The sequence below is a fragment of the Bacillus sp. FSL K6-3431 genome, from assembly GCF_038002605.1.
Lineage (GTDB): Bacteria > Bacillota > Bacilli > Bacillales > Bacillaceae_C > Lederbergia.
Genome location: NZ_JBBOCT010000001.1, coordinates 2504035 through 2524239, shown reverse-complemented (window position 1 = coordinate 2524239; position 20205 = coordinate 2504035). Strand labels below are relative to the sequence as shown.

The 20205-nt window shown below is 38.2% G+C and carries 15 protein-coding genes; 14 read left to right on the top strand and 1 reads right to left on the bottom strand.

What is annotated here, in order from left to right; all coding sequences use genetic code 11:
* Positions 1-343 precede the first annotated feature (343 nt).
* The 8 genes from MHB53_RS12695 to MHB53_RS12660 all read left to right on the top strand — a co-directional run bounded on the left by MHB53_RS12695 (position 344) and on the right by MHB53_RS12660 (position 12924).
* Positions 344-2401 (top strand): GxGYxYP domain-containing protein, encoded by a 2058-nt coding sequence (locus tag MHB53_RS12695; protein WP_340918818.1) that lies wholly within the window; start codon positions 344-346, stop codon positions 2399-2401.
* A gap of 383 nt (positions 2402-2784) precedes the next feature.
* Positions 2785-4965: a hypothetical protein gene (locus MHB53_RS12690; RefSeq protein WP_340918815.1), complete on the top strand. Its 2181-nt coding sequence runs from the start codon at positions 2785-2787 to the stop codon at positions 4963-4965.
* 68 nt (positions 4966-5033) lie between these two features.
* Positions 5034-5999: an ABC transporter permease gene (locus MHB53_RS12685; protein ID WP_340918812.1), complete on the top strand. Its 966-nt coding sequence runs from the start codon at positions 5034-5036 to the stop codon at positions 5997-5999.
* A gap of 16 nt (positions 6000-6015) precedes the next feature.
* Positions 6016-6912, top strand: a complete 897-nt coding sequence (locus tag MHB53_RS12680) for a carbohydrate ABC transporter permease (protein ID WP_340918809.1) — start codon at positions 6016-6018, stop codon at positions 6910-6912.
* 60 nt (positions 6913-6972) lie between these two features.
* Positions 6973-8619 (top strand): extracellular solute-binding protein, encoded by a 1647-nt coding sequence (locus tag MHB53_RS12675; RefSeq protein WP_340918807.1) that lies wholly within the window; start codon positions 6973-6975, stop codon positions 8617-8619.
* A 181-nt stretch (positions 8620-8800) separates the two neighbouring features.
* The gene (locus MHB53_RS12670; RefSeq protein WP_340918803.1) at positions 8801-10789 is read left to right on the top strand and encodes a glutaminase family protein; all 1989 of its coding nucleotides are present in this window, start codon (positions 8801-8803) and stop codon (positions 10787-10789) included.
* A gap of 101 nt (positions 10790-10890) precedes the next feature.
* Positions 10891-11760: a sugar phosphate isomerase/epimerase family protein gene (locus tag MHB53_RS12665; protein WP_340918802.1), complete on the top strand. Its 870-nt coding sequence runs from the start codon at positions 10891-10893 to the stop codon at positions 11758-11760.
* A 78-nt stretch (positions 11761-11838) separates the two neighbouring features.
* The gene (locus MHB53_RS12660; RefSeq protein ID WP_340918798.1) at positions 11839-12924 is read left to right on the top strand and encodes a Gfo/Idh/MocA family protein; all 1086 of its coding nucleotides are present in this window, start codon (positions 11839-11841) and stop codon (positions 12922-12924) included.
* Between the two features lie 108 nt (positions 12925-13032).
* Here the strand turns inward: MHB53_RS12660 and MHB53_RS12655 are convergent, their stop codons facing one another.
* Entirely contained in the window at positions 13033-14055 is a 1023-nt protein-coding gene (locus MHB53_RS12655) for a substrate-binding domain-containing protein (RefSeq protein ID WP_340918796.1), read from the bottom strand.
* Between the two features lie 375 nt (positions 14056-14430).
* Here MHB53_RS12655 and MHB53_RS12650 point away from each other — a divergent pair, with 375 nt between their 5' ends.
* The 6 genes from MHB53_RS12650 (at position 14431) to MHB53_RS12625 (ending at position 20045) form a co-directional block, all read left to right on the top strand.
* Positions 14431-15741 carry an ABC transporter substrate-binding protein gene (locus MHB53_RS12650; protein WP_340924674.1) on the top strand — a complete coding sequence of 437 codons (1311 nt, stop codon included), beginning with the start codon at positions 14431-14433 and terminating at the stop codon, positions 15739-15741.
* The gene (locus MHB53_RS12645) at positions 15741-16619 is read left to right on the top strand and encodes a carbohydrate ABC transporter permease (protein WP_340918794.1); all 879 of its coding nucleotides are present in this window, start codon (positions 15741-15743) and stop codon (positions 16617-16619) included. Before MHB53_RS12650 ends, MHB53_RS12645 begins: the two co-directional genes overlap by 1 nt.
* Positions 16606-17436, top strand: a complete 831-nt coding sequence (locus tag MHB53_RS12640; protein ID WP_340918792.1) for a carbohydrate ABC transporter permease — start codon at positions 16606-16608, stop codon at positions 17434-17436. The genes MHB53_RS12645 and MHB53_RS12640 overlap by 14 nt, the downstream gene beginning before the upstream one ends.
* Positions 17437-17480: 44 nt before the next feature.
* Entirely contained in the window at positions 17481-18413 is a 933-nt protein-coding gene (locus MHB53_RS12635) for an MTP-1 family protein (RefSeq protein WP_340918789.1), read from the top strand.
* Positions 18414-19466, top strand: a complete 1053-nt coding sequence (locus MHB53_RS12630; RefSeq protein ID WP_340918785.1) for a BtaManbiosPhlase — start codon at positions 18414-18416, stop codon at positions 19464-19466. It begins immediately after the preceding gene.
* A gap of 81 nt (positions 19467-19547) precedes the next feature.
* Positions 19548-20045: an AAA family ATPase gene (locus tag MHB53_RS12625; RefSeq protein WP_340918783.1), complete on the top strand. Its 498-nt coding sequence runs from the start codon at positions 19548-19550 to the stop codon at positions 20043-20045.
* Positions 20046-20205 lie beyond the last annotated feature (160 nt).

The window sequence follows — 20205 nt, the reverse complement described above, 5'->3', positions numbered from 1 at the left end:
ATTCAGAAAGTGTTTAATTATCGAAACGAGTGATTTCCCAAATAGTAGAATCCTTACCCCTGTTGTTGAAAGGGTGAAAGAAACCCAGCCTCCTTTATCAACTTTATATTGTACATAACCTTAAATTATAGCGCTTTCATTATATCTCCACATAGATTAGTTAAAAGCTGATTCGGTGTAAATCATGAAATAGATTGTTGTAATAAAGGAGGTGATTTACTTAGGTTTAATCCGTAGCTCGCTTTATTGTTTAATAGATTTAAAGAGCGAGTTATAGGTATGTGGGTTCTTTTTGAAAAAGTTTCGAAATTATTATCTGTTAGAAGAATGGAGGAGAAGAAAAATGCTTCGAAGACTTCTGTTGCTAAGTTTGACACTGGTGATAGTACTTTCAGGTACTGCCGTCTCTGCAGTAAGCCCTAACTTAGAATCTGCTAATAATGGAAAAATTAAATGGCCTAAAAGCCAAGCTTTGCCTTCATTTGCAAAAGCAAAGCATCTTGATGTCGTTGATATAAGGAAAAATACAGGTGATGAGAAGTTGCTATTTACTACGCTTCAAGGAAACGTGAACCGTGAAAAGCCAAGAATGTATATTATCGAAACAGACTTTGAAGAAGGGAATGATACTTGGTTAAACGATTTGGACGTACCTTATACAAAGATTGAAAGTCCGTGGGAACTCCTATTGAAATATAAGAAAGAGGTATCAGGGATTATCATCTATGATCCAAAAGTGGAGGATTCAATCAATGTTGCGACGACGATGGCAGGATTGGAAAATGCCATAGTAGCAGGCCCTGAAATTGCTAAGAAACTGACAGAAGCACCTTATAATTTTACTGTGATTGAGGATTTACGTGGACGCTTCACAGACGGGTTGGATGCATATACATGGCAATTTGAGCACCTCTGGCCAGAGACAACTCATCGCATGCTAATTGGTTTGAATCCGAGCAAGAGTGTAGCGCTTCCCGATGGTAATTGGGATGCTTTTCAGACGATTATTCAAGACGAGGAAGAAGTTAGAGATAGTTCTAACCGTCAAGTATACGATCTAGATTTATCAGAGTTACTTGGAAAGGATGCCGTTTATCTCCGTTTTCAAGATGCCTTTCCATCAGACGGTTGGGGTCCTGCTGTACATGAGGTAACTGTGAAAGTAGACGGGCAAATCGTTACCCAGTTTATACCTGGTACATCAGAAGAAGAGTCCTATTTATTTGACCGAAACGAATCAAACGCGGATGAGAGATTCGGCGGACATCGCTGGGCGGATAATGGTAGATACTTTGTGTACAAGTTTACCCCTCCAGAGGATGCTGAGGAACTTGTTGTTTCCGTTGATATGTGGAATCAGTTTAAAGTAACTGCATCAAATGTTCAACCTGAATCATCTGAGTTGACTGAACCATATGGATATTTAAGAGATTATGCAGTAGCGAACCGTGCAATGGTGTTCTGGCTTGAATCAAATGTACCGGAAGAAAAGAAATTGTTTGAAAGTATTCTGTCGGATGTTGAACCTAATACACCTTATTTAGGATGGTTCGGTAATGATGTAGCCGGAGAATTTAGTGGGACAGAACTTGCTTCTAAGCATAGTGTCTACGTACTTGCGGCCGATTGGTTTAATAATATGACAGTTTTCTCAGGAGCGAAGGGGAAAATCAAAAAGCAAAAGCCTTTATCTACTCCAATATTAGATAACAAAATTTATCTAACTTTTACACTAGGAGAAGGTGACAATCTGCAATATAACCAACATCGATTTAGACTACTTTGGGATGATGAGAGAAGAGGGAATGTACCTATTAACTGGACGACCAGCCCACTTCTCTATGATGTGGCACCTTCGATTTTAGGTTATTACCAACATACAGCAACCGATAACGACCTTTTGGTTGCAGGCCCATCAGGCGCTGGTTACATCTATCCTGAACCTTGGCCTGATGAAACATTCAACGTCTTTACAAAACAAACGAGTAAGTATATGAAACAAACCGGTATGGATATTTTGTATGCGCTTAACCGCGTTGACGGTCATGATGTGCCATTATCGGAATCTAAGGTACAAAGTTATATCGATTATGTAAATCCAAAAGGGATTTTCCTTGGCTGGGATAATTACAGTGAAACAACAGTGCTAAATGGCAAACTCCCACAGGCGATATTACTCGCTGCCGGCAGTGTAAGAGAAGCGAAGGAAGGTATTGCAAAAGCATCTGTCAATTGGGATGGAGAGACACCGTTATTTATTTCAATGGGAATGTTAGCTTGGTCTATCACTCCATCGGACATTGAGGAAATTGCAGATTCATTAGGGCCGGAATATGAGGTTGTACGTGGAGATCAGTACTTCGACCTTTTTCGAAAAACCAAAGGATTACCAAAAAAATAAAATCAATTCCAATAATCAATTTGAAAATAATTAAAAAATGAAATGGGTGAACCTCCATAGGGATAGCTCGGATTTATACTATTTCAGAGGTTCACCTGTTTTATCATAAGTGAAAGAGAAACTTATAGAGGATGTTCAAAAAGTCACCAAATGATAAACGGCGAATTTCTTCGTTGCTTGGTTTTTCGGTTCTCACGTATATTAGGAATGATCTTCTGTTAAGTTCGCTCACGTCCTGTGAGCAACACAGAAGTCAGCACATCCTGTGCACGTCAGATCCTCAAAACCTTCGCGCCTCGAACTTCTTGTTTCTAATTTGGAACCTTTTTGGATACGCACTTATACAAAAATAATGAGGTCTATTTGAAAAATAGGAGAGATTAATGATGTTAAACCGAAATCGAACGGAAGAAAAAACAGGTTTTCAAGAATCGGCTGTTTTCAATTCATCCTATGATTTACAAACAGATTTTGTCATGGTTTATGGAATCGATAAGTCGATGCCGCAACGTATTCAAAAGTGGAGGGAAAAGGGATATATTGTCCACTTAATGACCGGAGTAGCGTGGGGGGAATATAAGGAATATTTGTATGGAGAAATCGACGGTAAGAACCATTGGGATGAAGCTCAAAAAAATAAAAGTGGATCAAATATTAGTCACGGGGTAGATGTTCCTTATATGGTACCGACTATTGCCTATACGAATTTTTTAACGAACCGAATTAGATTAGCAGTGGACGCGGGAGTAGAGGCTATCCATCTCGAAGAACCTGAATTTTGGGTGGAAGGAGGTTACTCTGAAGCATTTAAAAGGGAATGGAGAATCTATTATAAAGAACCATGGATTCCACCACATGAATCCGTAGATGCCCAATATCGAGCATCACATCTTAAAGCTTATTTATATGCTCGCAGCTTGGATCGGTTATGTAGTGAATTGAAAGAGTATGCATTAGTAGAATATAATCGTTTCCTTCGTTTCTATGTTCCAACTCATAGCCTTATCAATTATACGCAATGGAAAATTATTAGTCCTGAGTCTATGCTAATTGATTTGCCAGCGGTGGACGGTTATATTGCGCAAATATGGACGGGAACTTCCCGAACTCCAAATGTATATGAAGGAATTCGTAAGGAACGAACCTTTGAAACCGCCTTTTTAGAGTACGGTATGATGCAGGAATTGGTGAGTGGTACCGATCGAAGAATGTGGTTTTTACATGATCCAATAGAAGATAATCCAAGATATACATGGTCGGACTACCGACAAAATTATTTTAAAACAGTCGTGGCTTCATTATTACATCCTGATGTCTTCCATTATGAAGTTTCTCCATGGCCGAGGCGGATCTTTGAAGGCAAATATCCTAATGAAGAAGGAACTGGTCTTGAGACTATCCCTAAAGATTATGCGACAACACTTTTAACAATTATGCACACATTAGGGAATATGGATCAAAAAGAAGTTCGTATTGAGGGTGCGTCTGAAAAAATTGGTGTCCTTGTATCTGATTCGATGATGTATCAAAGGATGGATATTTCAAGTGAAAAAAAGGAGAGTAATGGAAGGTATGATGGTACCGAAACGAATTCAGTAACAGAATTACAAGATATTGAACTATTAAACTTCTCTTCTTTTTATGGGCTGGCATTACCTCTTTTAAAAAGAGGACTATGGGTCAGACCGATACAATTAGATAATATCCGCCGATTTGCAAATTATTTAAATAAATATCGACTGTTAATTTTAAGTTATGAGTTTCTAAAACCACAATACCCTGATATTCATAATGCACTTGCACAATGGGTAAAAGAAGGTGGAGTACTTATCTATGTTGGCGATGATAGTGACCCTTACCATAAAGTAAGAGAGTGGTGGAATACAGGGAAACATTCATATAATTCGCCAAGAGAACATCTTTTTGAATGCTTAGGGCTAACGGGCCAGCATACACAAGGGATATACAAAGTGGGTAATGGAGTACTTGGTTATTTACATCTTTCACCTGATAAATGTACGGAAAGTACAAAGAATGCTGATTTATTAAGAGAAATTCTCCAGAAAAGTATCGAGGTTTTTGATAAGGAAATCACTTTGGAAGAAAAGAATTATTTTATGTTGCAACGTGGCCCTTATTTAATAGCTGCTGTTTTGGATGAATCCGTTAGTTCAGAGCCACTGAAATTGGAAGGGAATTATGTCGATTTATTTGATCCGCAATTAAGCGTTGTTAATCAAATGTCCATAAATCTGGGTGAGAATATTCTTTTATATGACTTGGACTATGATCGACGGGAGGAGGAAGTGAGTTTAATTGCTGCGTCGTCAAGAATAGAGGAATGGAAACAAACGAAAAATAGTTTAGAAATGATTGTTCGAGGGCCTGAAAAACTAAATGCAGTAGCACGTCTATTTTCTCCTGAAAAGCCAATAAAAATCAATTTAATAATAGGAAACAAAAGTGAATCTATACATTGGGAATGGCATGAAAGATCGAAAACAATCCTACTTAACTATATCCATAGCTCCAAAGAGGTAACGAAGGTGCAAATAGAGTGGTAAGAAGTGGCATCCGTGTCAATTCATAGAACCTAGGTTTTCCGATGACAACCCTAGGGAGAGGAGGAAAAATGAAGAGGAACGTGGAAATAAAAGCGTCATCCCAACATGCATACGTACTCCAAAATAAGAAAAAAAACATCTGGTTTAGGATATGGGAACATCGGGTTTTCTACCTCTTTTTACTACCAGGAATTATTTGGTTTATTATCTTTTCTTATATTCCGATGTATGGAATAACAATTGCATTCAAGGATTTTAATTTTACTCAAGGAATACTGGGGAGTCCATGGGCAGGCTTGAAGTATTTTAAGCAGTTTTTCCAGTACTATCAATCTGGGGAAATCATTCGGAATACATTAATTATCAGTTTACTGAAATTACTTATTGGCTTTCCGATGCCTATTATATTAGCTCTTATGTTAAATGAGGTAAGGGTTACAAAGTTTAAGAGAACAGTACAAACCATCTCTTATTTACCACACTTTATCTCATGGGTTGTAGTTGTTACATTAATGCAAAGGATGTTTACGCCTTATGGTGGGCCTATTAATGAATTGATTGCAACGTTTGGCTTTGACAAAGTTTCAATATTAGGAAACGTGAAATACTTCTATCAAGTTATTATTCTTTCCGATGTTTGGAAGGGTGTTGGATGGGGAGCTATTATCTATTTAGCGGCCATTGCGGGTGTGGATCCGCAGTTGTACGAGGCAGCAAAAATTGACGGTGCTAACAGATTCAGGCAAATGTGGCATGTAACAATACCGTCAATTAGAGGCGTCATGGTTATCTTGTTTATTCTTGCTTGTGGCGGCATTATGTCAGCGGGATATGAGCAATTATTACTTCTGAACACTCCTGCAACCGCCTCGATAGGAACTGTGTTAGATGTTTATGTAATAAAGGCTGGTCTAGAACAAGGGCGTTTTAGTTATGCAACCGCGGTGGGGTTATTCCAAGGAATCATAGGATTGATTCTTATCATTACAGCCAATCAAATTAGCAAAAAGGTAAATGAAACATCCTTATGGTAAAGGAGAGTCCTGTGAAATGAACACAAGAAAATGGTCACTTTTTTCCATCATGAACTATTCAGTATTAGCGCTATTTGCATTCATTACCTTATACCCTTTCATATATATTTTAGCCTATTCGCTAAGTGATGGGGTGGAAGCGATGAAAAACCCAATTTACTTTTTCCCCAAGGGGTTTACAATTGAAAACTATATTCAAATATTTAAAGATACTAAGTTTCTTGATGCTTATCAAATAACTATTTTACGGACGATGATCGGTACTGCTCTACATGTGTTTTTAAGTGCATTGTTTGCTTATGCGCTAACGAAGAAAGCATTACCTGGGAAAACCTTTTTTACCTTCTTCATATTTATACCTACTCTCTTTGGTGGTGGAATGATACCAACTTTTGTTTTATATAGAGATTTAGGCCTAATCAACTCGTTTGGGGTTTATGTCATCCCATTCTTATATAACTTTTTTAATATCATTGTGCTAAGAACCTTTTTTCAGCAACTTCCTAGTTCGTTAGAAGAGTCTGCCAAAATAGATGGATGTGGCGATTTCCGCTTTTTTACAAAAATTGTTTTACCATTGTCTACACCCGTTCTAGCCACGATTGGCCTTTTTATTGGAGTGTTTCATTGGAATGATTGGTTTACGGGAACTTATTTTGTTACTAGTAAAGACTTGCTGCCCGTGCAAACTTTGTTGAACGAACTTTTAACCCAATCGCAAGCACTTGCTAATGCAGCACAGCGAGCATCTGAGTCAGGTACGTCTGTAGGATTACAAACAGCGTCGCAAACAACACCTGAATCTCTACGTATGGCCACTTTAATGATTGCGACTTTACCAATATTATGTGTTTATCCATTCCTGCAAAAGTACTTTGTCAAAGGTGTCATGATTGGTTCGATTAAGGGATAAATCTTCTTTTTATAAGAAGTTTATCATAGAAGGGCAAATCCATTTTCTAGGGGGAGAAAGATGAAAAAGACAGTTAAGATGGCATTTGTTTTCTTAATAATCACCATGCTTATAACGTTATCTGCTTGTAAAAGTACGAGTAAGGAGTCAAATGCTAATAAAGAAAAAGGTAAAGATGAACCTATTACATTAAAAGTGTTGCATAACTGGAATGGATCAAGTGGCGCAGAAGATACTGATAATCCTGTTGCTAAAAAAATATTAGAAGAAACAGGAGTTAACTTAGAATTTGAATATACCGCGGGAAGTGAAGTAGAAAAAATCACGCAAATTTTTGCTACTGGAGAGCTCCCCGATATGTATATCGGTCCTGCTTGGGGTGGTGAAAGTGAAACATTACTAAAAGCGGCAAATGAGGACCAACTTTACGATTTGACAGAGTATATAGATAAGTATCCAAATCTAGGCAACTTAGTGAAAAAGGAGAATATGTCGACTTCCTTGTACGATAATATTATTAATAAACAGCAAGGTGGCCAATATATGCTACACACTGGTTATCCAGCCGCTTCTGATGATGTAATCAACTGGTTATATGGGTTATATGTGGATAAAGATATTGCTGAAAAGGTAGGAATAGATCCTCAATCTGTTCATACCCCAGATGATCTTTATCATTTTCTGAAAGCGGTAAAAGATGGAAGATTTGAGGAAAATGGCAACCCTGTTTTTCCTTTAGGTGCGATGGGCGGCGGGTGGCCACTGGACATCATGTCAGAGATGTTTGTACCAGTTGCTGGGTCTGCTAGCTGGATGATTGAAGATAATGGAGCAACAGAATTAAATTTTATGACTAAAGATTACGAGGATTATATTTTATACATGCGTAAGTTACTTAATGAAGGATTACTTGACCCGGAGGCGTATACGCAAACGGATGTTATAGCAAAAGAAAAGTTGGCACAAGGTCGCCTTGCAGTAATTCCAAATCAATTTCCTGGACTTTGGACCGAATTAGTAAAGGCAGGTCTTCAAGATAAATATGTTCCTTTAGGGCCATTAAATGACTTTAGTGGGGATCCTAACCGAACAGAGGTGAATGTAACTGGATCCAACCTCATTGCAATTCCGAAAACAGCTTCCAAAGAAAAATTAGATGCCGCTATGCGTGTGTTAGACTATCTATCATCTGATGAAGGTTTCCTTCTAGCTAACTATGGTATTGAGGGAGTCCACTATGAGATGAAGGATGGAAAAGTGCAAGCGAACAAGGAGTGGGTAGATAAAGTGCAAGCCGATTCTAATGCATTAGCAAACGAGGGAATAATGTTTGGTAGTTTAGCAGGCTTAAATCGCCAAGTATCCTTAGCAGGTGGGCCTTTCGGATATCAATATGATGAAAGGTATAAAGTGGAGGAAGAATTCGCTAAAATGATGACACCTGAAGGGATTAAGCCAACAGAAGGTACAGATCCAAATATTGTTTTCAAGGATCATGAATATTATGAACAGATTAAACCGATTTTTGATACCTTAGGTGACGTTGTACTACAAGCAATCCATGCGAAATCTGATAAAGATGCATTGAAACTAATTAATGGATCGCAAGAAGCATTAAAAAAATCAGGAATTGATGATGTTGCTGCAGAGATATCTAAGCAAGCGAAAGAGGGAACAGAGTTCATGCGGTATAGGACATCTAATTAATTATCGTTGCAAATATGGAGCATATATATGGATCATGGGGGAGTGAGTCCGCTCCCCGCTACTTAAGTTCATTTATTGGTTCATAAGCTTTCGTTTCATGGAACAAGAGCTAATATTGACCAAAATCGTTCTATCTACAATGTTGTTTAACATAGCCTAAAGTAAAAGGAGCTGTTTACAAATGTCAAATCAATTTAGACCCCCATCGGTTCCGCTTGCTACGATAGATCCTTATTTTAGCGTGTGGTCAGATGCGGATCATCTTTACGACGATCATACCAAGCATTGGACAAATAAACGTAATAGCATGGTCGGAATTATTAGGATAGATGGTAAGCCTAAAAGATTTTTGGGGAAAGTTGAAATAAATGATGATACAAAGTACGAAGAACCTAATGCTTTGATTCAAAAAAGTTTGAAAGTCGAACCATTATCAAGTACATACATGTTTGAAGGGGACGGTATAGAATTAGAAGTTAGTTTTACCTCACCGCTACTTCTTGATGATATGGACTTGTTGTCAAGGCCGACTACGTACGTATCCTTTCAGGTTCGTTCCATAGATGGTCAACCACATGATGTGGATATTTATTTTGATGTATCTAGTGACTTTTGTGTAAATACATCGGATCAAAGTATTGTCTGGTCACGCAAAAATATAAATGACAATATTACTGCAATGTATATGGGAACAGAAGATCAGCAGATTTTGAAACGAGTTGGGGATGATACGAGGATTGATTGGGGATATATTTATTTAGCAGCACGTCAAAGAAGTAATATTAAAACGGTTATTCATTCTTATGATTTAAGAAAACAGTTTGTGGAAACCGGACAATTGCCGAAAATGGATGATGAAGATCAGCCACGATCTGCTGGAGCAAGTCCGCTAGTAATGGCGATGGTATTAGAATGTGGTCAGGTGACAGAACGTTATTCTTCGCAATATTTGGTGATAGCATATGATGATATTCATTCCATTGAGTATTTTGAAAAGCCATTGGATGCCTATTGGCGTAGGGATGGGATAACGTTCGATGAAATGCTCGTCTCCGCAATCGGTCAATATGAGGAAATTCAAAATAAATGCGCAGCCTTTAACCGCAAATTGATCAATGATAGCAAGAGTGTTGGTGGGGAGAAATATAAGGACTTACTATCACTTGCTTATAGACAGGCTATTGCAGCACATAAATTGGTAAGTGATGAAAATGGAGATATATTATTCTTTTCCAAAGAAAACTTTAGTAATGGATGTATTGCCACTGTCGATGTCAGTTATCCATCCATCCCGCTTTTTTTACATTATAATCCGGAATTTGTTAAAGGGATGATGAGACCGATATTTCATTATGCAGCCAGTGAGGATTGGACATTTAACTTTGCTCCTCATGATATGGGCTGTTATCCCAAAGCAAACGGTCAAGTTTATGGTGAAAACAGATTGGAAAATCAGATGCCAATCGAAGAATGTGGCAATATGCTCATCATGGCCGGGGCAGTAAGTGTATATGAAAATAACGCTGATTTTGCAAAAAAACATTGGAAACTTCTGACCAAATGGGCCAATTATTTAAAAGAAAATGGGCTTGATCCGGAAAACCAATTGTGCACGGATGATTTTGCTGGGCATTTGGCGCATAATGCTAATCTTTCTATTAAAGCAATCCTTGGTATAGGTGCCTATTCCATTATGTGCAAAATGCTCGGAGAAGAAGATGGAGTATATTATCAAGCAGCAAAAGAGATGGCTAGTAAGTGGGTATTAATGGCAGATGCTAATGATCACTATAAACTTACCTTTGATAGTGAGCCAGATTCCTGGAGCCTGAAATATAACTTAGTGTGGGATCGCCTTTTCAAACTCCATCTATTTCCGGAAGATATAATAGAAAAAGAAATTCGCTATTATATTGGCAGGCAAAATAAGTTCGGAATCCCACTCGACAATAGGAACACATATACGAAATCGGATTGGCTCGTTTGGTGTGCGTCCATGGCTAAATCGAAAGATGATTTTGAGCAAATGATCACGCCGTTATGGAACTTTTTGAATGAATCCCCGAGTAGAGTACCTTTTACTGATTGGTATGACACGGTTACAGGTAAACAGATAGGTTTTCAGAATAGATCTGTAGTAGGCGGCATATTTATTAAGTTATTAAAATAGTAGGAATAGACTGGTATATCTGATAAACTAGCCTTAGTTTAATTTTAGAATAGACAAATTTATAATGAAAGTACCCATTATATACGTAGGAGGACAAAATAATGACATTTAAAATCGGTATGCGCATCCCGCCAAAGCTGGGATCTCAAGGTATGGAAAAAGTGGCAACTTGGGCAAAAGATGTTGGCATAGACGTAGTGGATGTGCCGTATTATAATGAAGATGTAAAACGGATTTTAACAGCTAATGGTCTGGAAGTGGGTACGATTGATGGAGTTGGCTTGAGTAGTGTCTTGAGTGAAGATGAGTCAAAACGTGTGGAAGCGGTTAAGGTGTTGAAAGAACAGATTAGTAGTATTTCCAAATTAGGTGGAAAGTTGGTTTTTGTTTGTCTTGTACCGGAAGATATCACTTTATCACGTGATAAAGGCTTTGGAATATGGAAAGAAACGTTTCCTGAAATCGTGAAGCATGCGGAACAAGAAGATGTGTATTTTGCAATGGAAGGCTGGCCAGGCCCAGCTCCAAACTATCCGACGCTTGGCTGTACACCTGAGATGCTGCGTGCTATGTTTGATGTGATTCCTTCGAAACATTTTGGTTTAAATTATGATCCATCCCATCTCGTGCGTTTAGGTATAGACTATCTAAGGTTTCTAACGGAGTTTGGCGAAAAAGTTAATTACTGTCATGGAAAGGATACAGAAATTTTAACAGATGAACTCTATGAAGTTGGCACTCTACCTGCCACATTTGGAGCCAAATATGATTTTTCCGAAGGATCTTGGAGATACACCATCCCTGGACATGGTGAAATTGAATGGGATAAAATTGCAGTGCGCTTAGATGGAATCGGATACAATGGTCCCATTAGTATTGAGTTGGAAGATCATCGATATTGGGGAACGTTGGAAAAGGAACAACAAGGGATTATTAAAGCAAAAGAAAATCTAGCAAAAATTTTCAAGTAGAAAGTCGAAAAATGATGCTGTAAATATTCGGCAAATAATGGGGCGAGACGGATTCCCAATGGAAAGCAGGAGATGAATATGGCAAAGAAGATAAAAATAGGAATTATTGGTAGTGGAGGTATTGCGCAAGCTCATGCTAGAGCATACAAACGAATGGCAGATGTGGAAATTGTTGCAGTAGCTGATGTTGTGCCGGGTAGAGCGGAAGAATTTGTGCAAAAGTTAGAGTTAACGGGAGCAAAAGGATTTAATAATCATTTGGATTTATTAGAATTAGATATTGATGGTGTAAGTATTTGTACTCCGAACGTTGCACACCACAAAACAAGTATCGATGCACTTCGGGCCGGGAAGCATGTATTAGTGGAAAAACCACTTGCTGTGACGCTTGAACAAGGTGTTGAAATGGTAAAGGAAGGTAAGAAAGCCGATAAGATTTTGTCTGTTGGATTCCAACCTAGATATGATCCAAATATGGAAGCGGTAAAAAAGATCGTGCAGTCTGGCGAATTGGGTAATGTGTATTATATAGAAGTAGGCGGAGGCCGGAGAAGAGGCATGCCTGGAGGTACATTTATTAATCAAGAGTTAGCAGGCGCAGGAGCAATGGCTGATATTGGCTGTTATTCACTCGATCTTGCTTTAAACGCGCTAGGTTATCCAAAACCACTTAGTGTATCTGCGTATACATCAAATCATTTTGGCACAAATCCTACATATCATCCAGAAGCGGAAAAATTTCAAGTGGAAGATTTCGGTGTAGCAATGGTGCGACTTGAAGGTGGAAAAGTACTGAACTTTAAAATCTCATGGGCCATGCATATGGATTCATTAGGACCAACACTATTTCTAGGAACGGATGCAGGATTAAAACTGACACCAGCTGGAAGTGGACCATGGAGTGGTGTATGGGACGGCGGCATTGGTTCAATTACACTTTTCCACGATATACAAGGTCATCATACGGAAAGTGCGATTCCTGTGCAGCAGCATAACCGAGACATTTTTTATGAAAAAGTCCATGCTTTTGTGGATGCGATACAAACCGACAGCCCTGCTCCAATTCCAGGGGAAGAAATTCTTATCAACCAGGCTATTATTGATGGTATTTTAAGATCGTCTGAACTAGGACGTGAAGTGGAAATATTTATTCCGGAAGTGTGAGTTGAATGTCGATGTTTGGCATTAGGTAAGCTCTATTATGATAAAAATGTAAATCCCTGCAAAGATTTTCACTGCAGGGATTTACATTTTTTTGTTGACTTTTAGAATTTAGATGTATCTTGGTGCCTCGTTTGTTGATTCTCTATGGATGAGTGTTGCTGGAAGAAGGATTTCCTCATATGGCTCATCTGGATGATTGATTCTCCAAATCAGCTTTTTAACTGATTTTCTCGCAAATAGTTTTAAATCAATATGCATAGTAGAAATTTTTGGGACAGCAATTTGAGAAAGTTGTCCATTATCAAAACTACATACAGATACATCCTTTGGGATGCGCATACCGTGTTTAATAAGGGATGAACTCACTAAAAAGCCAATTGCATCATTAACACAAAACCATGCTGTTGGGGGATTGGGCATAGATAGGATGAGATCGTCAATCATTTGCTCATCCTCTAAGATATTTTCAATTAAAAAATTCGGGTTCATGTCAATTTCGTTTTCTTTCAGCGCAAGTAGATAACCCTCCATTCGTTCATAATAGCTTGGTGAAAAATTGGTATTTCCGATAAATGCGATATTCCGATGCTTTAAATCTATTAAGTGTTGGATAGCAATATATGCTCCAAACCGGTTATTGGTTAATATAGCATCAGCTTGTATATGAGGATGGTGGTGGTCAACTAATATTGTCGGTATGCCGGTGGCTATTACTTTATTTGCGTAGGCATGACTAGTATGGGAAAGAATCAGAATGCCCTCGACCTCTTTATTTTGGATGAAGTGAGGGAGTGTTAAGTTTTGTTCATCTGATGGAGAAATGGAGTAAATAAGTAGATTCATCCCCATTAAATTCGCTTCTTGTTGGATCCTTAAATATATTTCGCCAAAGAAACCTTTCATTGAAAATGCAAAATCAGAAGCAATTAATCCAATATTTCCCGTTATCTCACTTCTCTGTATTGTTCTTCGAGTGTTTGAATATGTATATCCCATTTCCTTCGCAGTAGCTTCAATAAGTTTTCTCGTTTCTTCACTAACCCCGTCTTTTCCTCCTAACGCTTGAGAAACGGAGTTTTTTGATATATTTAAACGATCGGCTATCTGTTGCATCGTAATTTTTTTAGACATTGTCTGTACTTCCCTTCTTAAGAAACTTCCCTTGTATAGCAAAAACGCATCAATCGTTTGTCACGTTACAAATTTAATATACAACATTATTGATATAAAGTAAATAATGTCCATTATATATATTTATAATAGAATTGTTAAAATGGACTTGACGTTGGGGTTGTAACGTAGCATAATGTATATGTAATCCTAATGTGTAACGTTATTAATCGATTTAGTAATTATCTGTAATTATGTGTCGTTAAGCAAGTCTTAAAATGAAATAACAATTGGGAGCAAAATGTCAACGCTATCAATGTTTAGGGTAGTTATGTTGGTCTAGAGATGGCTATAAGTTTAAAAATGAATATACATAGGAGGTTGAGGAAAGTGGAAATGAAAAAGGTTCTTTCATTTATATTAGCGGTAGGATTGGTAGTTTCAGCTTTAGCAGCGTGCTCATCAAAGGAGAAGAAGGGTGAAACAAAAGATGGAAAAACGACCATCGAATTCTGGGCAGCTCCAAACCCCGCTCAAGAAGCATATTGGAAGGAAATAGCGAAGAACTTTGAAGCGGAAAATCCAGATATTAAGGTGAATGTTAGTCCGATGAAAGAAAGTCCAACGTCTGAAGCTGGTATCCAGTCTGCACTTGCTGCAAAACAGGCACCAACTATATCTGAAAATATCAACCGTGGTTTTGCTGCACAACTTGCGGAAAGTAAAGCGCTCATTCCTCTAAATGAATTAAATGGTTGGGATGAGATTATTTCTTCACGTAACATGACAGAAACGATTAAAAGTTGGAAGTTTTCGGACGGCAATCAATATGTGCTTCCTATTTATTCGAATTCTATGTTATTTGGTTGGAGGCTCGATATTCTAAAAGAGCTTGGATATGATGAGGCGCCAAAAACGTACAATGAAGTATTGGATGTAACAAGAAAACTAAAGGAAAAGTATCCCGATAAATATCTGTGGGCGAAAACGGATCTTGCTGATCCTACTGCATGGAAAAGATGGTTTGATTTCTTCATGCTATATAATGCAGCTTCCGACGGAAATGCTTTTATAGAAGGAGATACCTTCATTGGTGATGAAGATGCAGGTGTGAAAGTATTAACGTTCGTGGATGAAATAAGAAAAGAAAAAGGTATTCTTGCTAAGCAAGTGTCAGATCCGTTTGAAACAGGTGTTGGAATTTTTACTGATTTAGGTCCTTGGACATTTAGCTATTGGGAAGAAAAATTCCCTGAACTAAAATATGGTGAAAACTTCACCCTCTCCCTACCACCTGTTCCGGATGGAGTGGATCCAGAGAAAGCAAAAACTTTTGCAGATACGAAAGGCTTAGTCGTCTATGCTAATGCAACAAAGGAACAACAAAAGGCAGCAATGACATTTATTCATTGGGTCTATGCCAATCCTGAAAATGATATGAAATGGTTGGAGAAAACAAATCTACCACCAGCGCGTGACGATTTGGCGGATAATGAGGAATTTATCCAATACTTTAAGGATAATCCAGTATTAAAGCCGTATGCTGAAGCAGTTCCATTAGGGGTACCGCCAATGGATAATTCAAAATTTAACGAGCTACAAACTTATATTGGACAGGACGCATTTAATAAAATAGTAAATGGAGAAATCTCACCCGAAAAAGGATGGGGAGACATGAAGAAGGCTATCGAGGGGGACCTTAAATAATGCGAAAAGCAACAAATGGGTTGGGCTGGTTATTTACCGGCCCTTACCTAATATTCGGTCTTGCCTTTTTTCTAATACCACTAGGTTGGTCCATGTACTTGGCGTTTACCGATTGGAACCTTATTTCGCCAGAATACAACTTTGAAGGCTTTGGCAATTTTATTAAAGCAATGAAACAACCAGGAGTTCAAGCTGCCTTTTTTGTCACATTTAAGTTTATGGCCTTGTTTGTGCCAATGGTGATAGCTTCTTCGCTTCTTGTGGCGATGATCATTAATGGACTACCTAGGTTCAAGGGCCTATTTTTAATCGGTTTTTTTCTACCGTACTTGGCATCAGGAGTTGTTTCCTCTTTGATTGTAAAAGGGTTTTTGTCTTATAACAGCCCTTTAAATGAATTTCTACGATCTGTGTTTAGGTTAGATATTGATTGGCTTGGATCATCCTTTGCTGCATTGTTCGTTGTTTCTATCATTATTGCATGGAAATTTACTGGTTATTACGCGTTAATTTTGACCTCTGGTTTAGGAAGTATTAACAATGAAATTTATGAAGCTGCAGAGATTGACGGGGCAAGCCGTTCACAAGTATTTTGGAAAATTACGCTCCCACTTCTTTATCCTGCGCTTTACACTGTATTAATTCTTTCTATCGGGGTCACGTTTGGTATTTTTACAGAGGTTTATCAACTAACTGGTGGCGGTCCGAATTTTGCAACAAATACGTGGCAAATGGAAATATTCAACCAGGCCTTTACAAATCTACAGGCTGGGTACGCTTCTGCAGTAGCAATCATTGCGTCCATTGTTACGTTCGTTTCTATATTCATCATTAGAAAACTATTGGAATTGTGGGGTAAACGCAATGGCTGGGCATAAAAGAAAAACTTATTTAGTTCGTTATATGATAGCATTCGCGTTGTTGTTAGTGATGATTTTTCCATATATTTATATGGTGCTAAATTCATTGGCAGATTGGAATCAAGTTGATCGAAAATTAATTCCAACAAAATTCAGCGCCGACTCTTATAAATGGTTACTGACTGGAGGAGAAACTGGTGTTTCGCGTCCATGGCTAAAAGCTTTTCTAAATAGCTTTATTGTTTCGACTGGTTCCACCTTTTTGATGATGGCTGCAGGTATTACGGTGGGGTATGCGTTGGCTAAATTGCATTTTAAAGGGAGAGATACGGTTAATAACTTCGTATTATTTCATATGTTCTTTCCAGCAATTATATTGTTGGTACCCACATTTTTAGTCATCGAAAAAATCGGTCTATATGATACATACGCTGGAATGATTGTTCCTAAGGCATTAAGTTTATGGGCCATTTTCATGTATACGAACTTTTTCAGGGCAATCCCAGATACTTTCATAGAAGCCGCTAGATTAGATGGAGCAAATGATTGGCAGATTTTGTATAGGATTGTATTGCCGATGTCAAAGTCAATTACAATCGTGATTTTCCTTTTCTTGTTTATGGAACGTTGGACCGAGCTACTATGGGACATGATTGTTGTCCGCAGTGATAGTTTACTAACATTGAACGTGTTGCTATCACAAATGTTTGGACCTTATGGGGGTTATCCAGGACCAATGTATGCAGCATCTGTACTATTAACACTACCTATTATTGTCCTCTTTCTATTTTTTGCAAAAAAATTCCAAGAGGGTATGCAATTTACGCTTAAATAAACAATGGACAAAATCCGAAGAATGCTTCAGAGGAGGTTATCAGAATGAATACGTGTGCGGTTTTATTAGATGAATTTCTACAAAAAGAACAGCCATACTTTGCTAAGGAACTTCGGTTTACAGGTGTATCTGGGAAAGATGTATATAACATCTCGGCACCCTTTGAGGATGATGGTGAACTGGTCATTGCTGGGCGAGTAGAGTCTCGTGATAGTGAGTACTCTGATGTGTATTTTTTCGTAGAGAAAGATGGAAAGTGGCAGCCAAGAAATGAAGCGCCTGTCTTACAATTGCAGGACCCTTTTTATACAAAAATAAATGGAGAACTTATTGTAGGTGGGGTGGAAATATATCCACATCCGACAATGAAAGAAGCATTATCATGGCGTACCATTTTTTATAAAGGTAAAAATATTTCAAGCCTTACGCAGTTCTTTCAAGGACCAGATGGTATGAAGGATCTGAGATTAGTTGAATTAGAAGATAAATCAATTGGTGTTCTCACTAGACCACAGGGTGAAAAGGGTGGTCGAGGAAAAATTGGTTTTACAATTATTCCAACTCTTGATGATTTAACTATTTCAATCGTAGATGAGGTGCCACTGTTAGATGGTCAGTTTACGGATGACGAGTGGGGTGGGGCTAACGAAGCTCATTTATTATCTAATGACCTTATAGGAGTGCTAGGACATATTGCTAGTTTTGACTCCAGTGGAGATCGTCACTACTACCCAATGGTTTTCACACTAGACCCAGTTACAGGGGAGCATTCCAAGATTGAACTCATTGCACAACGGTCGAATTTTTTAGAAGGACCGGCCAAGCGGCCTGATTTAGTTGATGTCGTTTTTAGTGGAGGACTGATTCGTCAGTCTGACGGTACAGCCGATTTATATGCAGGTCTAAGTGACGCAAGCGCACAGATGATTTCCATGCAAGATCCGTTTTCTAAGTATGAGAAACAAGGGGATAAGTAAATGAATATCTATAGATATGAAGAAAATCCGATCATTACACCAAGTGATATCACACCTTACCATGATGGGTTTGAAGTTATTGGAGCATTTAATGCAGGGGTGGCAAGATATAAAGATGAAGTAATTTTAGCGCTTCGAGTGGCAGAACGGCCGATTAGCGAAGCTCCTAACGTTGTGAAAGCTCCTGTTTATCGACCTGAAATGAATAGTGTTGAAATAATTGAATTTAATAAAGAGGATTCTCGCTATGACTTTTCAGATCCTAGGGTTATCGCGGATTGTGATACCGGTCAATTCACTTATTTGACATCTATTTCTTATATTCGATTGGCACGGAGCAAGGATGGCAGGAATTTTATTATTGATGATAAGCCATTTGTATATCCTTCGAATAAACATGAAGCATTAGGAATTGAAGATCCGCGGATAACCCAAATAGGAGATACATATTATATTTATTTTAGTGCTGTTTCACAATTGGGTGTCGGAGAATCGATGGTCTCTACGAAGAATTTTGAAACTGTGGAACATCATGGGATGATTTTTTCTCCGGAAAATAAAGATGTATTAATTTTCCCAGAGAAAATTGATGGAAAGTATTATGCTTTGCATCGACCCGTTCCAAAATCGACTGGCTCGCCAGAAATATGGATTGCTGAATCTAATAATCTCCTATACTGGGGAAATCATCGCCACTTAATCGGATTAAGAGATGGTATGTGGGATGAAGCAAGGATTGGCGGTGGTGCTGTACCGATCAAAACCGAAAAAGGCTGGCTTGAATTATATCATGGTGCCTCTAAAGATCATCGCTACTGTATGGGGGCCGTTTTATTGGATCTCAAAGATCCATCGAAGGTCTTATCTCGATCCGAAAAGCCAATTTTGGAGCCTAAAGCAAATTATGAAGTGGAAGGATTCTTTGGCGACGTCGTATTTTCATGTGGGACAATAGTTGAGGATGACACAATAAAGATGTACTATGGTGTAGCAGACACATCTATGGCATGTGCAGAATTTAGCCTTACCGATATATTGAATTCACTAAAATAGAATGCGGGGGCCGTGACTGGATGACAAACACGCCCCGCATTTTTGTAAAGAAAAACTAGCAAAATAAGGGGGTGGCAAGAAGTGAAAATAATTTATATCATTTCAGGACCATGCGGAGTCGGCAAGTCTACAGCAGCTAAAGAAGTCGCTAAACAAGTTCCGAAAAGCGCTCTTATTCATGGTGATGATCTTTTACATATGTTCGATGATCATTCTTCACCTCCATGGGAGGAAAAGTTAGCAATTATGTGGAAGAATATACTTGCTGTCACAAACAATCTTATTCAACATGATTTCAACGTCATTATAGATATTGTTGTGGAGGATGAATTAGAGTGGTTTTGTAGGCATTTTAAACATATGGATGTGGCAATTAAATATGTTGTTTTGCGGGCAGATGAAGAAGTATTAATGGAGAGAATTAACAAGCGCGGCGATGTCTATATGATTGAACGCTCATTATTTTTACTAAATCAACTTGAGAATGAGACGCCGTTTAATAAACCTTACCTATATGATACTAAGGAAAAGGCACCTGTGGATATAGCTATAGATATAATAAAACTTCCAAGTATTTGATAAAATACGGGAGAGATAATAGGAAAAAGCCGACAAATAAAATAGCAACTACCTTCATGCTTACCTTCGTTTCAAATAATCCGCTTTTAGTAGTAAGGAGTGGTTCTTCCTGGAACCTTAGTGTATATGGGCTGTATCATTTGGTGTCCATACTTTTCAT